General features: G+C 53.4%; 14 protein-coding genes. 12 read left to right on the top strand and 2 right to left on the bottom strand.

Features of this window, described 5'->3' with window-relative positions; all coding sequences use genetic code 11:
* Positions 1 to 293 precede the first annotated feature (293 nt).
* The 10 genes from AC0J1C_RS11815 (at position 294) to AC0J1C_RS11770 (ending at position 11,352) form a co-directional block, all read left to right on the top strand.
* Positions 294 to 1,442: a capsule biosynthesis protein gene (locus tag AC0J1C_RS11815; RefSeq protein WP_473044052.1), complete on the top strand. Its 1,149-nt coding sequence runs from the start codon at positions 294 to 296 to the stop codon at positions 1,440 to 1,442.
* Positions 1,439 to 2,230 (top strand): glycosyltransferase family 2 protein, encoded by a 792-nt coding sequence (locus tag AC0J1C_RS11810; RefSeq protein WP_473044051.1) that lies wholly within the window; start codon positions 1,439 to 1,441, stop codon positions 2,228 to 2,230. Before AC0J1C_RS11815 ends, AC0J1C_RS11810 begins: the two co-directional genes overlap by 4 nt.
* 1 nt (position 2,231) lies before the next feature.
* Positions 2,232 to 3,179 carry a UDP-glucuronic acid decarboxylase family protein gene (locus tag AC0J1C_RS11805; RefSeq protein WP_473044050.1) on the top strand — a complete coding sequence of 316 codons (948 nt, stop codon included), beginning with the start codon at positions 2,232 to 2,234 and terminating at the stop codon, positions 3,177 to 3,179.
* Positions 3,180 to 3,187: 8 nt separating this feature from the next.
* Positions 3,188 to 4,150: an NAD-dependent epimerase/dehydratase family protein gene (locus tag AC0J1C_RS11800; RefSeq protein WP_473044049.1), complete on the top strand. Its 963-nt coding sequence runs from the start codon at positions 3,188 to 3,190 to the stop codon at positions 4,148 to 4,150.
* A 31-nt stretch (positions 4,151 to 4,181) separates the two neighbouring features.
* Entirely contained in the window at positions 4,182 to 5,348 is a 1,167-nt protein-coding gene (locus AC0J1C_RS11795; RefSeq protein ID WP_473044048.1) for a nucleotide sugar dehydrogenase, read from the top strand.
* 50 nt (positions 5,349 to 5,398) lie between these two features.
* Entirely contained in the window at positions 5,399 to 5,959 is a 561-nt protein-coding gene (locus AC0J1C_RS11790; protein WP_473044047.1) for a sugar transferase, read from the top strand.
* A 15-nt stretch (positions 5,960 to 5,974) separates the two neighbouring features.
* Positions 5,975 to 7,918, top strand: coding sequence for a polysaccharide biosynthesis protein (locus tag AC0J1C_RS11785; RefSeq protein ID WP_473044046.1), 1,944 nt, complete (start codon positions 5,975 to 5,977; stop codon positions 7,916 to 7,918).
* Positions 7,919 to 7,998: 80 nt separating this feature from the next.
* Positions 7,999 to 9,501 carry an MBL fold metallo-hydrolase RNA specificity domain-containing protein gene (locus AC0J1C_RS11780; protein WP_473046539.1) on the top strand — a complete coding sequence of 501 codons (1,503 nt, stop codon included), beginning with the start codon at positions 7,999 to 8,001 and terminating at the stop codon, positions 9,499 to 9,501.
* A gap of 40 nt (positions 9,502 to 9,541) precedes the next feature.
* Positions 9,542 to 10,804, top strand: coding sequence for a Vi polysaccharide biosynthesis UDP-N-acetylglucosamine C-6 dehydrogenase TviB (tviB, locus tag AC0J1C_RS11775; RefSeq protein ID WP_473044045.1), 1,263 nt, complete (start codon positions 9,542 to 9,544; stop codon positions 10,802 to 10,804).
* A gap of 179 nt (positions 10,805 to 10,983) precedes the next feature.
* Entirely contained in the window at positions 10,984 to 11,352 is a 369-nt protein-coding gene (locus AC0J1C_RS11770) for a histone-like nucleoid-structuring protein, MvaT/MvaU family (protein ID WP_473044044.1), read from the top strand.
* Positions 11,353 to 11,480: 128 nt separating this feature from the next.
* On the opposite strand, the gene AC0J1C_RS11765 is transcribed toward AC0J1C_RS11770, so the two are convergent.
* Complete coding sequence (locus AC0J1C_RS11765; RefSeq protein ID WP_473046538.1) at positions 11,481 to 12,428, bottom strand: GGDEF domain-containing protein; 948 nt, start codon at positions 12,426 to 12,428, stop codon at positions 11,481 to 11,483.
* Between the two features lie 9 nt (positions 12,429 to 12,437).
* Positions 12,438 to 13,466, bottom strand: a complete 1,029-nt coding sequence (locus AC0J1C_RS11760) for a response regulator (RefSeq protein ID WP_473044043.1) — start codon at positions 13,464 to 13,466, stop codon at positions 12,438 to 12,440.
* Between the two features lie 356 nt (positions 13,467 to 13,822).
* On the opposite strand from AC0J1C_RS11760, the gene AC0J1C_RS11755 reads away from it, so the two are divergent.
* Both AC0J1C_RS11755 and sbcB read left to right on the top strand, forming a co-directional pair.
* Positions 13,823 to 14,701, top strand: a complete 879-nt coding sequence (locus tag AC0J1C_RS11755) for a hypothetical protein (RefSeq protein ID WP_473044042.1) — start codon at positions 13,823 to 13,825, stop codon at positions 14,699 to 14,701.
* Positions 14,702 to 14,750: 49 nt separating this feature from the next.
* Positions 14,751 to 16,196 carry an exodeoxyribonuclease I gene (gene sbcB / locus AC0J1C_RS11750; protein ID WP_473044041.1) on the top strand — a complete coding sequence of 482 codons (1,446 nt, stop codon included), beginning with the start codon at positions 14,751 to 14,753 and terminating at the stop codon, positions 16,194 to 16,196.
* The last annotated feature ends 112 nt before the right edge of the window (positions 16,197 to 16,308 follow it).

Below are 16,308 nucleotides of genomic sequence, written 5' to 3'. Positions count from 1 at the left end.
CCGCAGTCAATACCTGCTATGTCCGGGAGCTCCGGGGACGGTCTCGTATTCGCGAATGCGCTCAGTGCATCATAGGCGGTATTCGTAGCTACCGTAGCCATGGCATAACATCGATCGATTCAAAAACTTCAGACTTAGATTCTGCTGACCTGGACCGTCTTGCTTTATCAAGCTCTGCGACACTCACGAGGACGGAATCCGAGCGCGAATGGGATGAGCCAGCCGTCCGAAAGGTTCGTCAACGCTTGGCGGAGCCGATAAGCCAAGTTTATGAGAGTGCTCGAGAGTGGATTTTGAATGAGGGTATCGAAGGTGTTATTTGCTTTAACGGGCGGATGGATTTACCCCGCGCGGTTACATTTGCTTGCGAGTCTGTGGGTATTCCGTACATTACTCATGAGAGAACCTGGTTTGGGGACGGTATTCAACTCATTCCTAATGGCAATTGCCTCTCACTCAAGGCACTTGGTGATCTGGTTCAAGAATTTGATGACAAGCCCCTTAATGCAGTTCAGGCCGCCATTGCCGGGAAGTTGATTGGTGATCGTTTTCTGCAAAGAAACTCTTTGGAGTGGCGGCTTTATAACAAGAATCCGGAACCTGCCCCTTGGCCGCTGGAGACCGATGGTAAACGAGTGCTGGTTTTGCCCAGTAGCAAGAACGAATTTGCAGGTCACGTCGAGTGGCGAACAGATTGGGTGGATAACACCGAGGCACTGGACGATTTCTTTGCGGCGTTTGGTGTAAAACCGAACCAGGTGGTACTTCGCTGCCATCCGAATTGGTCAGAATCTATCGGCAGCGTGGATGGAAGTCGATCACTATGTCTCTACACTCGTTGGGCCGCCCAGAGAGGAATTCATTGCATTCGAAGTGAAGAAAAGGCTAACACTTACGATCTGATTCAACAGGCCGATATTGTGGTGTTGAATGGCGGCAGCTCTGCGGTAGAGGCGGGAGCGTGCGGTAAGCAGGTGGTGTGTTTGGGCCCGTCAACATACCAAGAGGCCGGATTCGTTCATGTGTTTCGTTCGAAGCAGGATCTGAGAGAGAGGCAAGGGGAGCTAGCATTGGACCCAAATGAGGTTCGACGTAAGACCCTCCGGTTTCTATACGTGCGTTCACACCGATTCCCTCAGTTCGTTCCATATGTAAAGGCGTTAGAGACGACGAAATACTGTTATTTCAAAGGCGCTGACGCCTCGGTATTAATAGATATGCTCAGGGAAGGAAGGATCTTTCCTGGCGATCCTGTTCATGCTGCGTCGGAAGTGGAGGAAAATGAGGTGCTGACAGCATTGGAGAATGCTGATTGGGGAAAGCTATCGGATTTTAAGGCGCCAACGGATGTAAAAGTTCAATATGACATTGACAGGCGGCCAGGGCTGAAATGGATTGACGGTTTCAGGGCAAAATTCGCGAGAGGAGATCGGGTCGGATGAATCGAGGCGAACCAAAGGTGTCTATTGTGATGCCTGCCTACAACGCTGGTCAGTATATCGATGCCACTATTGGCTCAGTATTGAATCAATCTGAGCCAAATTGGGAGCTAATCGTCGTTGATGACTGTTCCACAGATGACACACGGGACAGAGTTCGGCGGCTAACCGAATCGGACTCGCGTATTCGTCTTGTTACGCTGGATAAGAACTTTGGTGGCCCGGCGGGACCAAGAAACGTCGGCGTCGGAGAGGCCCGAGCCAGATTGGTGGCATTTCTGGATTCAGACGATATTTGGCACCCTGAAAAGCTGAGTGTTCAACTTAACGCTGTAACTGACGAGGCGTCTGCGTTCATATGTAGTGCGATGATAGATTTTACGGATGATCGCCGTCTGCGATTTTGGCCGATAGCGGACGCTTCAAAACAAGAGGTTTCTTATTTTCAGCAATCAGTTAGGGCTCAGATTCCTACGTCCAGTGTGCTTGTGTCGAGAGAGTTGCTGTTAAAAACTCCGTTTCGGGAAGAGCCTGCCTATAAGGCTGTCGAAGATTATCATTGCTGGCTCCGGATTCTTCAGTTGGTGGGGCATTGCGTTAAGGTAGATGCACCTTTGCTTTGGTATCGAAAAAGTGAGGGGCAGATTTCAGGCTCCAAACTCATGATGATGCGAAAGGTTTTTATGGTGCACCGCGAGTTTCCGGGCCGTTCGCTGATTACGGCCTATGCTTTCACATTCACCCATGTTCTGGGTGGATTGTATTTTCGATTTTTGAAAAAAGGTATGTGATATGCGGATTCTGGTAACCGGGGGAGCCGGCTTTCTCGGCTCTCACCTCTGTGAGCGCTTGCTCTCTGAAGGTCATGATGTGTTGTGCGTTGATAATTTCTTCACCGGCCGAAAGCGCAATATTGCGCATTTGATGAACAACCCCTATTTCGAGGTGATGAGACATGACGTTACTTTTCCTCTCTATGTTGAGGTAGATCAAATATACAATCTCGCATGTCCTGCATCCCCCGTTCACTATCAACATGATCCAGTACAGACCACAAAAACCAGCGTGCATGGCGCCATTAACATGCTGGGTCTTGCCAAGCGTCTTCGAGCCCGGATTTTTCAGGCATCAACGAGCGAAGTTTACGGTGATCCAGAGGTGCACCCACAGCCGGAAAGCTATTGGGGTAAGGTGAATCCTATTGGTATCCGTTCCTGTTACGACGAGGGCAAACGGTGTGCTGAAACACTTTTTTTCGATTATTACCGCCAACATAACTTGCCAATAAAAGTGGCTCGTATCTTCAATACCTATGGTCCGAGGATGCATCCGAATGATGGCCGCGTGGTGAGCAACTTTGTTGTTCAGGCTTTGAAGGGTGAAGACATCACAATTTACGGAGAGGGCCAACAAACCCGAAGCTTTTGCTACGTCGACGATTTGATCGAGGGCTTCGTTCGGTTAATGAATTCACGGGAAGAATTTACAGGGCCAGTGAATCTCGGGAATCCAGGTGAATTCACCATAAAAGAATTGGCCGAACGCGTAATCGAGCTGACCGGCTCATCTTCTAAACTGATTTTCCATCCGCTCCCTCAGGATGACCCCAAGCAGCGTCAACCAGATATCCAGCTGGCCCGTTCGGAACTTGGTTGGGAGCCGACCATTAAACTTGATGATGGCTTACGTAAAACCATCTCCTACTTTGATGAACTACTCGCAATGAAGAACCTGGATTGAAGGATCGTATGGGCAAAAAGATCTTGGTTACCGGATCGACCGGATTTGTCGGTCGTGCCCTATGTGAAGCGTTTCGTGAGACTGGCAAAAGTGTTGTTGGCGTCGGGCGCTCCAGCTGCAAGGAAAGTGAATCTGAGGGTGTAACCTACCTTCAAATAGATCTCGAAACCGGGGATCTTTCTCAGGCATTTTCAGGGGATATCGATTGTGTTGTTCACCTGGCCGGGCAGGCCCATGGCAAGGTCGGAGACAAAAGGCAGCAACTAGAGGGCTTTCGACGCGCCAACGTCGATGCGTCACTCAGGCTTGCAAAATTGGCTATTGAAGCAGGTGTTCGTCGGTTCGTATTCGTCAGCTCTATCGGGGTTCACGGAACCAGCACGAGTGGCGCTGCCGTTTCTGAAAGCACATCCTTTAATCCCGTTTCGCCTTACGCGCTATCCAAGCTTGAAGCGGAGAGGGAACTGACCAGGATTTTTAACTCTGCACAATCGGCAGAACTGACAATTGTTCGACCACCGCTGGTCTATGGTTCGGAAGCGCCCGGTAACTTTGGCAGGTTATTGAAAGTGGCGAACTCACCAGCGCCTCTGCCTTTTGGCATGTGTACAAATCGTAGAAATATGATATCGCTGGCTGGACTGGTGGATTTTCTGGTTGTCTGCGCTGACCATCCTGGGGCAGCTCGCCAGTCGTTTGTTGTGGCAGATACATCGGCCGTCTCTACCAAGGATGTCCTGGCGTCGCTAAGAAGGGGAATGGGACGAGCGGAGCGACTTTTTCCCGTGCCGCCCGTAATTATGGCGGGCGCATTAGGGGCATTGGGTAAGCGCGACATGTATAGCCAGCTATTTGGCGACCTTGAGATCGACAACGAAAAGGCACGCGAACTGCTTGGCTGGGCGGCCTGTGATAACACGGAGCTGGAGCTTGAGCGAATTGGTCAACACTATGCTCATTCGCGTGCATGAAACTACTTTTGCTATAGGTTTGTAGGTAAAAATGAAGATTGCAGTGGTGGGTACAGGGTACGTAGGTTTATCGAACGCGGTATTGCTCTCGCAGCATAATAAGGTTTTTGTTCTCGATATTGATGAGCAACGGGTCGCAATGGTGAATAGCAGACAATCACCGATAGAAGATCCGGAAATTGAGGACTTTCTATCGTCGAAGCAACTCAGCCTTCAAGCAACAACTGATAAAGTTGAAGCCTATAAAGATTCGGATTTTGTGGTTATCGCAACGCCTACGGATTACGATCCGGAGACCAATTATTTCAACACGAAAACTGTGGAGTCGGTGATTTCAGATGTCGTCGAGATAAACCCCGACGCTTTAATGGTAATCAAATCTACGATTCCGGTTGGTTACACCCACTCAGTAAGAAAGCAATTTGGTACCGAGAATATTATCTTTTCTCCGGAATTCTTGCGGGAGGGGCGAGCCCTGCACGATAACCTGCACCCATCTCGCATCGTTGTTGGTGAGCAGTCGGAGCGCGCTCAAACCTTTGCTGGGTTGTTGCGCCAAGGGGCGTTAAAGGAAGATATCCAGGTTCTGTTTACTGAATCCACGGAAGCGGAAGCCATCAAGCTATTTGCGAACACGTATCTCGCCATGAGGGTTGCTTTCTTCAACGAACTGGATACTTACGCTGAGACCCATGGGCTGGATAGCCGGCAGATTATAGGTGGCGTCTGTCTGGATCCTCGCATCGGTGATTTCTACAATAATCCGTCTTTCGGCTACGGAGGATATTGCTTACCGAAAGACACCAAGCAGTTATTGGCTAACTATTCGGATGTGCCCCAGAATCTGATTAAGGCCATCGTCGATGCCAATACTACACGGAAGGACTTCATCGCTGATGCTGTGCTCCGAAAGAACCCGAAGTGTGTCGGAATTTACCGCCTGATCATGAAGTCGGGCTCTGATAACTATCGAGCTTCTGCAATACAGGGGGTCATGAAGAGAATTAAAGCTAAGGGGGTTAAGGTGATTGTTTACGAGCCTGTCATCACAGCATCTGAATTCTTCGGGTCGGACGTTATCAATGATGTCGAACAATTCAAGGATGAGTGTGACGTTGTGATCGCAAACCGCCTTGTTCCGGAGTTGGCGGATGTTAGGGAAAAGGTCTACACCCGGGATCTATTTGGTAGTGATTGAGCGAGCCAACGAAACCCGTAAGTGTCTGTTGGATCATGTGAGGACTGTAAGTGATCAGGTTGTTCGATGTTTTATTCGCTTTACTGGGATTAATTCTAGGGGCCCCGGTATTGATGCTGCTGTTACTCGTTGGTCTGTTAGACACAGGGTCGCCTATCTTCCGGCAGGAGCGTGTAGGGCGCTACAAGAAGCCTTTTACGCTGGTAAAGTTCCGTACTATGAAAAAGGACACCGCATCGGTCGCCAGTCACTTGGCTTCGTCGAACGCCATCACTCCTTTTGGCCGGTTTCTGCGCGGCAGCAAACTCGATGAGTTACCGCAGCTTTGGAACGTGCTCAAGGGGGATATGAGCCTTGTCGGTCCCCGACCTTGCCTTTTCAATCAGGAGGAGTTGATTGAGGCCAGGGAACTTCGTGGAGTGCTTGCTTTCAGGCCCGGGATCACGGGCTTGGCTCAGGTGAACAGTATCGACATGTCCACCCCCAGGCTGCTGGCTGAAACTGATCAGAAAATGCTGGACAATTTGACGCTCGGAGCGTACTTCAAATATATCCTCATGACAGTTTCAGGAAAGGGCTCCGGAGATAGAGTGCCCGGATCAGGTGCCTAGCGTGAAGGACTCACAATGATTAATACCTTTCTGAATTTGCCCAGAGTGCACAAGCGGATTATCTCCGTAGCGTCTGACGTAGTGGTATTGTTCTTTGCGATCTGGGCAGCGTTCGCCTTGCGTCTGGAGCAGCAATTATGGGTTCCGGATCGTGGGCATCTGATTGTTGCTGGTATTACGGTTGTCTTCACAATCGCAGTCTTCATTCGCCTTGGGTTATATCGTGCCGTTATACGTTTTCTTGGTGACAAGGCATTCCTTACGATCGTGTATGGCGTGTTCCTTTCAGCTCTCGCGTTGATCGTATCTGGGTATCTTTTGCAGGTGCTGGTTCCCCGTTCTGTACCGATAATTTACGGAGCCCTGGCATTTGTCTTCGTGAGTGGCACTCGCCTAGGTGTCCGTATGTTGGTGAATCATCCACATCATCGTAATAAAGAGCCCGTTGCAATTGTCGGTGCCGGAGAAACCGGTATGGCCCTCGCTTCAGCGCTGCGCCAAGGAACGGAGTACCGCCCAGTAGTATTTGTAACTTTTGATCGGGCCCATCATAAATCGATGATTGATGGACTGCCGGTGGTCAGCTTTGAGCTGATTGCGAAGAATATGGCCAAGTACGATGTACGCCGTATTCTTTTGGCGCTGGATCCTCACTCTCTGGTGGATCGCAAGGAATTGCTTAAGCAATTGGAACCACTGTCCATACCTGTGCAGACGGTTCCCTCGGTATCAGAACTGGTTGCTGGCCAAGCAAGAATTAATGACATTCGGGATCTTGAGTTGGAAGATCTGTTGGGCCGAGACCCGGTTCGACCGGATGCCGCTGTGGTCGCTGCGACGCTCTATGGCAAATCCGTGATGGTAACAGGAGCTGGTGGCTCTATCGGCTCGGAGCTTTGCCGACAGATCATTCGCCACAAACCTCGTGTACTGGTGCTCTTTGAGCAGAGTGAGTTTTCTCTTTATCGGATTGAGCGTGAACTCTCTGCCATCAGTCAGGTTGAGGGGCTTAATGTCGAGCTGCACCCGGTTTTGGGAAGCGTCGTGCACCGTAAACGATGTGAGGTTGTGATGCGGGCTTTCGGCGTGGAGACGGTTTATCACGCTGCAGCATACAAACACGTGCCCCTTGTAGAGCACAACGTAATCGAAGGTATTCAGAATAATGTGTTTGGTACTTGCCACGTAGCCGAAGCTGCTATTGCATCGGGGGTAGAGCGGTTCGTATTGATTTCGACGGACAAAGCGGTGCGACCTACCAACGTGATGGGCGCGAGCAAGCGCATGGCAGAATTGGTGCTGCAAGGGTTGGCGCAACGACAGTCGAAGACGATTTTCTCCATGGTTCGGTTTGGCAATGTACTTGGCTCCTCGGGTTCCGTGGTTCCTCTGTTCAGAGATCAGATTCGCGATGGTGGGCCCATTACCGTAACCCATCCGGATATCATTCGTTATTTCATGACCATCCCGGAAGCCAGCCAACTTGTTTTGCAGGCGGGTAGCATGGGGCAAGGCGGAGAGGTCTTCGTTCTGGATATGGGAGAGCCGGTGAAAATTGCCGATCTGGCGCGGAAAATGATTCACTTGATGGGGCTGGTTGAAAAAAGCGAGGACCAGCCGGATGGGGATATCGAGATCATTTTTACAGGGCTTCGACCTGGAGAGAAGCTTTATGAAGAGTTACTGATTGGCGACAATCCTCAGGGTACTTCCCACCCTAGAATTATGATGGCCAGGGAGGCAGCATTGTCGTGGGTCGAGGTCGAGCAAATTCTCGATCGTTTAATGAAAGCCAGTCAGGAATTTGATTGCCGCAGCGTTATTGAGACTTTGAAAATGGCGCCCACGGGATTTGCGCCCACAGGTCAAGTAGCAGACCTCGTTTGGTGTACACGGGATGAAAGCGAATCTGAGGTCGATAACCGGCTAGGTAACGTTCGTAAATTGCCGTTTAAGTGAAGATATTTGGAGTGGCGCTTGCCACTCATTGAGTGTCTTACAGATATAATTTAGGACAATCTCAACAAGGACTGTTGATGATGATAGATATCTCCCATCACGGCGCCACCTCTGGCGTAACCGGCTCGTGCCATGAGCTGACCCTGTCCGACAAGGGCAGCCCGTCAGGCATTCTCATAGACTGCGGCCTGTTCCAGGGCCAGGACGAAGGCCGCGGCGCCTCCGCCTCCGATCTCTCCATCGATTTTCCCATAAGCCATATCCGGGCCCTGGTGGTCACCCATGTGCACATCGACCACGTGGGGCGCATTCCCTATCTGCTGGCCGCCGGGTTCGAGGGTCCGATCATCTGTTCCGAACCCTCAGCTATCATGCTGCCAGAGATTCTGGAAGATGCCCTCAAAATTGGCTTTACACGGGACCGCGATCTGATTGAGCGGGTGCTGAATCTGATCCGCTTTCGTTTGGTGCCGGTGCCTTACGGTGAATGGCACGAGGTGTTGGACGACGGTGAGTGCTCGCTATCGGTCCGGTTGCAGCGGGCCGGGCACATCCTCGGATCGGCGTACGTAGAATGCGATGCCCGTTGTGGTGAGGTAGAGGAGCGGATTGTGTTCAGTGGCGATCTTGGCTCGCCCCATGCGCCCCTATTGCCTGCGCCCGATTCGCCGGAGCGGGCAGACCGACTGGTTATTGAAAGCACCTACGGTGACAAGGACCATGAGAACAGGGAAACACGGCGGTACCGGTTGAAGGCGGTACTCGTACATGCGCTGGAGGATGGTGGCACGGTGCTCGTGCCGGCGTTCAGTATTGGGCGGACGCAGGAGTTGCTTTACGAGATTGAGAGTTTGATTCACGAATTTGGGGAGCAGCCTGTTGGCGGGGTGTCGGATTACGCGCCGCGCGGCGGCGCTAATCCGACCTACGAAAGTGCCTCTGATTCCGTAGGTCGGATTAGGCAAAGCCGTAATCCGACAAGCGACCTGAACTGGAACGATCTCGAAATCGTTGTTGATTCTCCTCTGGCTGCGGAGTTCACCCGGATTTACCGCGATTTGAAGCCATACTGGGATGCTGAAGCAACAGAGTTGGTTCGGCAGGGCCGGCATCCGCTCTCCTTCGAGCAGCTCACGGTCATCAATGCCCACGACGATCACCTGAATGCGGTGGATTATCTGGCCCGCTCCCATCGCCCGTGTATTGTGCTGGCGGGCTCCGGTATGTGCGCCGGGGGCAGGATCGTGAACTACCTGAAAGCGATGCTGGAGGATCCGCGCAACGACGTGTTGTTTGTTGGCTACCAGGCGGCCGGTACGCCGGGGCGGGATATCCTGAAGTACGGCCCTCGTGGAGGCTGGGTGGAACTGGATGGTGAGCGTTTTGATATTCGGGCCCGGATTCATCAGGTGGGCGGTTATTCTGCCCACGCCGGGCAGAGTGACCTGATTCGGTTTGTTGAAGGCATGCCGGTCCCGCCGAGAGAAATTCGCATTGTCCATGGCGATGCGGGGGCGAAGCAGGCACTGAAAAGGTGTTTTCAATCCGCTTTCGATACATACATAATCATTCCAGCTGAATAGAGCCGACAGGCACAACTGTATTTCCGGAAAGGGATGTCATATGAAGAAAATTGCGGTGATTGGTCTTGGGTACGTGGGTCTTCCTCTGGCCGCAGCGTTCGGTGAGAAGCGCACGATTGTTGGTTTTGATATAAACAGCCGACGTATCGCAGAACTGCAGGAAGGAATCGATTACACCCGAGAGGTGTCTCGAGAAGAGTTGTCTGCGGCTTCAGGATTATCCTTCACCAGTGAGCTGGAAGGTATTCAAGACTGCCAGATTTATATTGTGACGGTTCCCACGCCCATTGATGAATACAAAACACCGGATCTGACCCCACTGGTAAAAGCCAGTGAAACGGTTGGAAAGGTATTAAAACGCGGCGACATTGTTATTTACGAATCGACGGTTTACCCCGGTGCCACGGAAGAGGTTTGTGTTCCGGTGCTGGAGAAAGTGTCTGGTCTGAATTTCAACCAGGACTTTTTTGCCGGTTATAGCCCTGAGCGAATTAACCCGGGCGACAAAGAGCATCGGGTCACCAGCATTATGAAAGTAACGTCCGGCTCAACGCCGGAGATCGCCGACGAAGTGAACGAGCTTTACGCAAGTATTATTGCCGCAGGCACGCACAAGGCGAGCTCCATCAAAGTGGCCGAGGCAGCCAAGGTCATTGAGAACACCCAGCGCGATCTCAATATCGCGTTGATGAACGAATTATCAATGATCTTTGCCCGTTTGAAGATTGATACTCACGAGGTGCTTGCCGCTGCGGGTACCAAATGGAACTTCCTGCCGTTCAAGCCCGGTTTGGTGGGCGGGCACTGCATTGGCGTTGACCCGTATTATCTCACTCACAAAGCACAGGCCATCGGCTATCACCCGGAAATTATACTGGCTGGCCGCCGAGTAAATGACAATATGGGGCCGTACGCCGCATCGGAATTAGTGAAAGCGCTCATTAAAAGCAATCATGCGGTTGCCACGTCCAGGGTGCTGGTCATGGGCTTTACCTTCAAGGAGAATTGCCCGGATATCCGAAATACACGGGTTATTGATGTGGTTCGCGAACTTGAGGATTTCGGGTGTACCGTCGATATCACCGATTGCTGGGCCGACAACGAAGAAGCCCAGGAAGAATATGGAATCTCGCTTCTGGATTCGCCGAAATCGGGAGATTATGACGCGGTATTTCTTGCCGTCCCACATCGCGAATATGCTCAAAAAACAGCCAGTGAATTGAGGGCATATTTAAAACCCGGAGGCGTATTATTTGACCTGAAGGGTGTGTTGCCATTAGGTGATGCAGATTTGCGATTGTAGAAATATTCGGTAATCCGCGTTCAAAAGCCGGCGACCAAGCCGGCTTTTTATTAAGGCTTCGTAAATAAATAGTTTTGCCTTGGCTGAATTATTTCACTAATATCTTTGGTGACTTTTAGTCAACTCCATCTGAGTATTTGAAGTTTTTAAAACCCCTATTTGAATAAGGTTTTAATTCCATGGCAAAGATTAACGATTATTACCAGAAGAAACAGCTTATGGAAAAGCTTGCGGCAGAGCTGGAGAAGCTTGAAAAAGACCAGGCTCTGAAGGGCGAACTGGAGTTTGAGAACAAGGTTCGCGCTCTGATGAAGGAGTTTGACAAGTCACCGAAGGACGTGCTGCAGATTCTTACCGCCATCGATCCTTCCGTCGCTGGCGCCAAGGCCGATGTGGCAACCGGCAGCCGCCCGAAGCGTCCGCTGAAAACCTACAAAAACCCTCACACCGGTGAAGTGGTCAAAACCCGCGGTGGTAACCACAAGACTCTGAACGAGTGGCGGGAGAAGCACGGTAAGGAAGCGGTGCAGAGCTGGCAGCAGGATTGATTTCCAGCCCCCTCTCCCCCGGCCCCTCTCCCGCGAGGGGAGAGGGGAGAATGACGACAGAGTCTGCGGTCTGCTCTGTTTAGCCCCTCTCCCCTCGCGGGAGAGGGGTTGGGGAGAGGGGGCGATCTTTAACCAACCACCACCCGGTTCCGCCCACCTTCCTTGGCCGCATACAGCGCCTCATCGGCCTTCTGCATCCACTGCATGTAATTTTCTGGCTCGTCGGTCAGTTGGGCAATGCCGACGCTCACGGTATACCGGATCGGCGCCACGCTGGTTTCCACCACACTGTGCTCAATGGTCTCGCGGATGCGCTCGCATATAATCCGCGCGCCTTCGGCATCGGTTTCCGGCAGGATAATCCCGAACTCCTCGCCGCCGTAGCGTCCTGCGCTGTCTGACTGACGGATGGCGTTGCGGGTGAGGCTGGCGGTGTGCTTGATTACCTCGTCACCGGCCAGATGCCCATGGGTGTCATTGATCGGCTTGAAGTGGTCAATGTCGAACATCACCAGGCTGGTGGTGTGGCCGTAACGGCGGAAGCGTTCGAATTCGGCATCCACCAGGTTCTCCCAGGTGCCACGGTTGAGCAGGCCGGTCAGGCGGTCGGTCATGCTCAGCTTGGCTAACTGCTCGTTGGCCCGTTCCAGCGCCATTTTGCTGCTGGCGATGTCAGTCACGTCGTACACCATCAGGCAGACCTTCTCCACCTCACCGGTGGGCCCTGATAGAGGGCTGATGGTGAGGTTCTGGAACATGTATTCCTCGGTGCCGGTGATGGGGCGGGTGTTTCGGAACTGGAACAGGTAGGGCCGCTGCTCCCAGGAGGTAAACGCCCGGGTGTTCAACAGTGCCACCGCATCCACCTTACGGGTCAGCCAGGCCTTGGGAATGTCCGGGAACACGTCAAACAGCACCTGGTTGCGGATCTTGCTGGCGGTGATCCCGCTGTGGTTTTCCATGAAGCCGTTCCAGGCCTGCACCCGGAAGTCCAGGTCCAGCACCACCAGGCCCACCTCAACCGATTCGATCATGTCCACCAGCCAGTGGAAGGAGTTCGCTTCAACGTCGTTCATGGTCATGGGTCAGTCCACCAGGTACTGCAGGCGATCTTCAAGGAAGGGCACGGAATCCTCGGTTAACAGGATCAGCATGTCGCATTCAATGTCCCGATCTTCCAGGGTGTAACAGATTTCGATACACAGCAGCTGTTCTTCCCGGGCGCTATGGTGCTCAAGCAACTCGCTGATCTGCCGGTGCTGCCCCAGTACGGTCGGGTGGCCGAGACCCAGTTTGAGGTCGAGCTGATCGCCGATGCCTTTCAGGAATGCCCCGAACAGGATGCTCGACATGTCCATCAGCACCTCCACATTCACGGCTTCACCCTCAAGGCCCTCGTAGTGCAGGAGCTCTGCCATTTCCTGGAAACTAGCGTCGGCAAACAACAGGAGCGCCTCTCCGGCAATGCCGGCGCCGGTAAAGCCCTGGCAGACGGCCGAATAGGTGTCACTCTCGCTCACCGAGGATATGGCCATGTGCAGCTCGGAGTTGGCCAGAAAGGCTACCTTGGGAATGGGTTGCTTGACGAAAACCCGCAGTAGTCTGGCCAGCAGATCCGAGGAGCGGCCCATGGCCACGTTGGAGATTTCCTGCAGGTAGTCATTCAACGACACCGAGATTTCCGGGGCTGCCTTGCCCGAGCTTTTCAGGCTGCTGTCCTGGAGCGCGACATCTTCCAACTCGCCCGGGCGGTACATCCCGTATTCCATCAACAAATCGAGCACAATGCCGGTGTCGGTGGGTTTCTTGATGAAGTCGAGCGCGCCCAGCTTTTTTACCCGCTCACGGGCCTCCGGCTGGATATCGCCAGACACAACAATGGTCATGACCGGCAGGTCTTCCCGGCGCACGTGCTCAAGCACCTGGTAACCGTCCATTTCCGGCATGTTCAGATCCAGGAACATGAGCTCGGCTTCCCGGGCGCGCAGTCGCTCCAGGGCTTCCGCGCCGTCTTTGGCAAAACTGACCTCTCCACGCAGACCCTCTGGCAGGGCGCGGGCCATCTGTTTTCTGGCAAGAGCGGAGTCGTCGCAGATCAGTATGCGGGTGGTCATGTGTGAATGGCCGTTGGTGTGAGCAAAATTTGGGCGCTTAGTATAGCAGCGCGTTAATTTATGTACATGTCAGCTACATCAATCGTAATCTTTCGTAAGGCACTGTAAGTTCTGAGGGAGTTGTGTTTGTGACTGTGTTCAAACTTGCTCATCTATTGCGGAAGTGTAAGCAGTGATTGTGACTCCGCTCACTCTATTGGCCGATATGCCTTGGTTATAGTGTGTTTGCGGCAAATAAAAAGTGAAAAGACCTGCTGCCTGCGCCCGGAAAAACAGAAAAACAGAAGAATCGACGGCGCGCAGATGAGTCGGGCGTCGGAAACTGACTCAAGCCACTACTTCAGAGACACAAGATTATGAGACAGCAAGCGTACGGATACGCTGCCGTCACCCTGTTCTGCCTGGGGATTGTGCCCGTTGTCCAGGCCGAATTGCAGCCCATTTCAGATGACACGATGGGTGAGGTGACCGGGCAGGCTTTTATGCAGGTTGAGAACATCCCGGGGACCAATCACGAGTTCACTCGCATGACCCTGGGTGTGGATGTTGAAACCCGCGTGAATGTGGACAACATCAAGGTGGGTGAAACCGACCAGGGAATTGACTTCGCGGCGCAACATCTCGCCCTGGGCCACATTGCGCGAACCGACGGCGTGCAGTTCAATGGCCGCAGTTACAGTGCCGGAGAAACCGTACACTTCGAGGCCATCCAGCCCTACATAGAACTGGCTTCAGACCCCACAGAGGGTGACCGGCTGTCTGGCTTTCGGATGGGCTTCGCACAGGCCCGGGGGTCGGTGTCGTCGCTGACGAGTAGCTTCAGCGGCAATATCGGACTGAAGCTGGACGATGGTTCTGGAAACGTCTACGACGCCACCTTGTTTGACCAGAACACGGTAGCGACGGATTACCGTGCCAGCCACATCGGTATCAATGACGGAACGGCCGATTGCGCCGCCGGCGTTAATTGCGCGCCGCTCACACAGCTCCAATCCCTGATTGTCGGCGAAGAAAACACCGACGGCACCACTGGCTTTACCAGCGACTTCTTTATTGGTTTCCAGCGCGAGGGTGTGGACTGGCAGAGCCCGGACGGTTCCACGGTGATCAACGCAGGCCAGGGTGTTTTCATCAACCTGCCCACCAGTATGACTGTCAATATGAACCAACTGATCACCCAGGGTGTGGATCGGTTGCAGACACACAGGCAGGATATGGGGACGAAGCTGTTTTAAATGCTAAACTCCAGCCTGTTTGTTATTGACCTGGCAGGAGTTCAGTCCCTTGATCCGCTCGTTCTACTGGCACGACTACGAAACTTTCGGGGTAGACCCGGTGCACGACAGGCCCTCCCAGTTTGCGGGTGTTCGCACCGATGCGGATCTGAACATTATCGAAGACCCCCTGGTGATTTACTGCAAGCCAGCAGACGATTACCTGCCATCACCCGAAGCCTGCCTGATTACCGGCATCACGCCGCAAAAGGCCCTGGAAGACGGTTTTCCCGAAGCCGAATTTATTGCCCAGATCAACGAGGCTTTCAGCCAGCCGGGAACCTGCGTGGTGGGCTACAACAGCCTGCGCTTCGACGATGAAGTGACCCGACACACCCTGTACCGCAATCTGCGGGACCCCTACGCCCGTGAATGGCAGAACGGCAATTCCCGCTGGGACATCATTGATATGGTGCGCCTGACTTACGCTTTGCGCCCGGAGGGCATCAACTGGCCCCGCAAAGAAGACGGTAGTCCGAGTTTCCGGCTGGAAGAACTCACCGCAGCTAACGGCATTGCCCACGAAGCCGCCCACGACGCCATGTCGGACGTGGAGGCGACGATTGCCGTGGCGAAGTTGATCAAGGAAAGGCAGCCGAAGCTTTTCGATTTTGTGCTTCAAAACAAGGACAAGCACTCTGCCAGGAATATGCTGGATACCGCGAGCATGAAGCCTGTGTTCCACATCTCGGCGAAGTATCCGGCGAGCCGTGGATGCTGTGCCTTGGTGGCACCGGTGGCCGAGCACCCAACCAACAAGAACCTGGTGATCGTGTACGACCTTCGTGAAGATCCTTCCGAGCTGATCAACGCGTCAGCCGAGGAGATTCGTGCTCGCGTTTTCACGGCCCAGTCTGAGCTGGGAGAGGGCGTAAATCGGTTCCCTCTGAAAGGCGTGCAACTCAACAAATGCCCGGTACTGGCGCCGGCCAACATGCTCTCGACACTGTCGCCTGAGCGCCTCGAAGAGCTTGCGCTTGACGGTGACACACTACGGGCCAACCTGGCCAAGTTACGTAAGGCGCCCGATCTCCCTGCGAGAATCGCAGACGCCTTCGACCAGCCTCACGAGAGCGATCTGACCGATCCCGACGAACAGCTCTACGCTGGCGGCTTTATCAGCAAGGCCGACCGCGAAAAGCTGAACTGGGTTCTTGAGCAGCCGGTGGAAACCCTCGGTGAGATCGACGTGAACTTTGAGGACGACCGGCTGCAGGAGCTGCTGTTCCGCTATCGGGCCCGCAACTATCCGGGCACTCTCCAGGGCGAGGAGATGGAGCGTTGGGAGAAATTTCGCAGTGAGCGGTTGATGCACCCCAAGAAGGGCTGGCGATCACTGGAGGCTTATGGGCAGGAGTTGCAACGTCTGGCTGCGGATCCGGAACTGACGCCCGAGCGGCGGCATATTCTGGAGGATCTGCATTTGTATGGGGAGTCTTTGATTCCTTATATCTGATAAGGATGTTGGCTCCGGTGGAGCCGCCGCATTGATTGCCCCCTCTCCCCCGGCCCCTCTCCCGCAGGGGGAGAGGGGAGGGTAGTCGCAGTCTGAGGGGCTTCGCTATGTA

The organism is Marinobacter sp. E2, assembly GCF_055755345.1.
This window is presented reverse-complemented; position numbering and strand designations above follow the sequence as displayed.

Coding starts and splice junctions, on each gene's coding strand:
- AC0J1C_RS11800 (WP_473044049.1), top strand. CDS start 3,188: ATGGGCAAAAAGATCTTGGTTACCGGATCGACCGGATTTGTCGGTCGT.
- AC0J1C_RS11770 (WP_473044044.1), top strand. CDS start 10,984: ATGGCAAAGATTAACGATTATTACCAGAAGAAACAGCTTATGGAAAAG.
- AC0J1C_RS11755 (WP_473044042.1), top strand. CDS start 13,823: ATGAGACAGCAAGCGTACGGATACGCTGCCGTCACCCTGTTCTGCCTG.
- AC0J1C_RS11780 (WP_473046539.1), top strand. CDS start 7,999: ATGATAGATATCTCCCATCACGGCGCCACCTCTGGCGTAACCGGCTCG.
- AC0J1C_RS11810 (WP_473044051.1), top strand. CDS start 1,439: ATGAATCGAGGCGAACCAAAGGTGTCTATTGTGATGCCTGCCTACAAC.
- AC0J1C_RS11760 (WP_473044043.1), bottom strand. CDS start 13,466: ATGACCACCCGCATACTGATCTGCGACGACTCCGCTCTTGCCAGAAAA.
- AC0J1C_RS11785 (WP_473044046.1), top strand. CDS start 5,975: ATGATTAATACCTTTCTGAATTTGCCCAGAGTGCACAAGCGGATTATC.
- AC0J1C_RS11795 (WP_473044048.1), top strand. CDS start 4,182: ATGAAGATTGCAGTGGTGGGTACAGGGTACGTAGGTTTATCGAACGCG.
- AC0J1C_RS11805 (WP_473044050.1), top strand. CDS start 2,232: ATGCGGATTCTGGTAACCGGGGGAGCCGGCTTTCTCGGCTCTCACCTC.
- AC0J1C_RS11765 (WP_473046538.1), bottom strand. CDS start 12,428: ATGAACGACGTTGAAGCGAACTCCTTCCACTGGCTGGTGGACATGATC.
- tviB (WP_473044045.1), top strand. CDS start 9,542: ATGAAGAAAATTGCGGTGATTGGTCTTGGGTACGTGGGTCTTCCTCTG.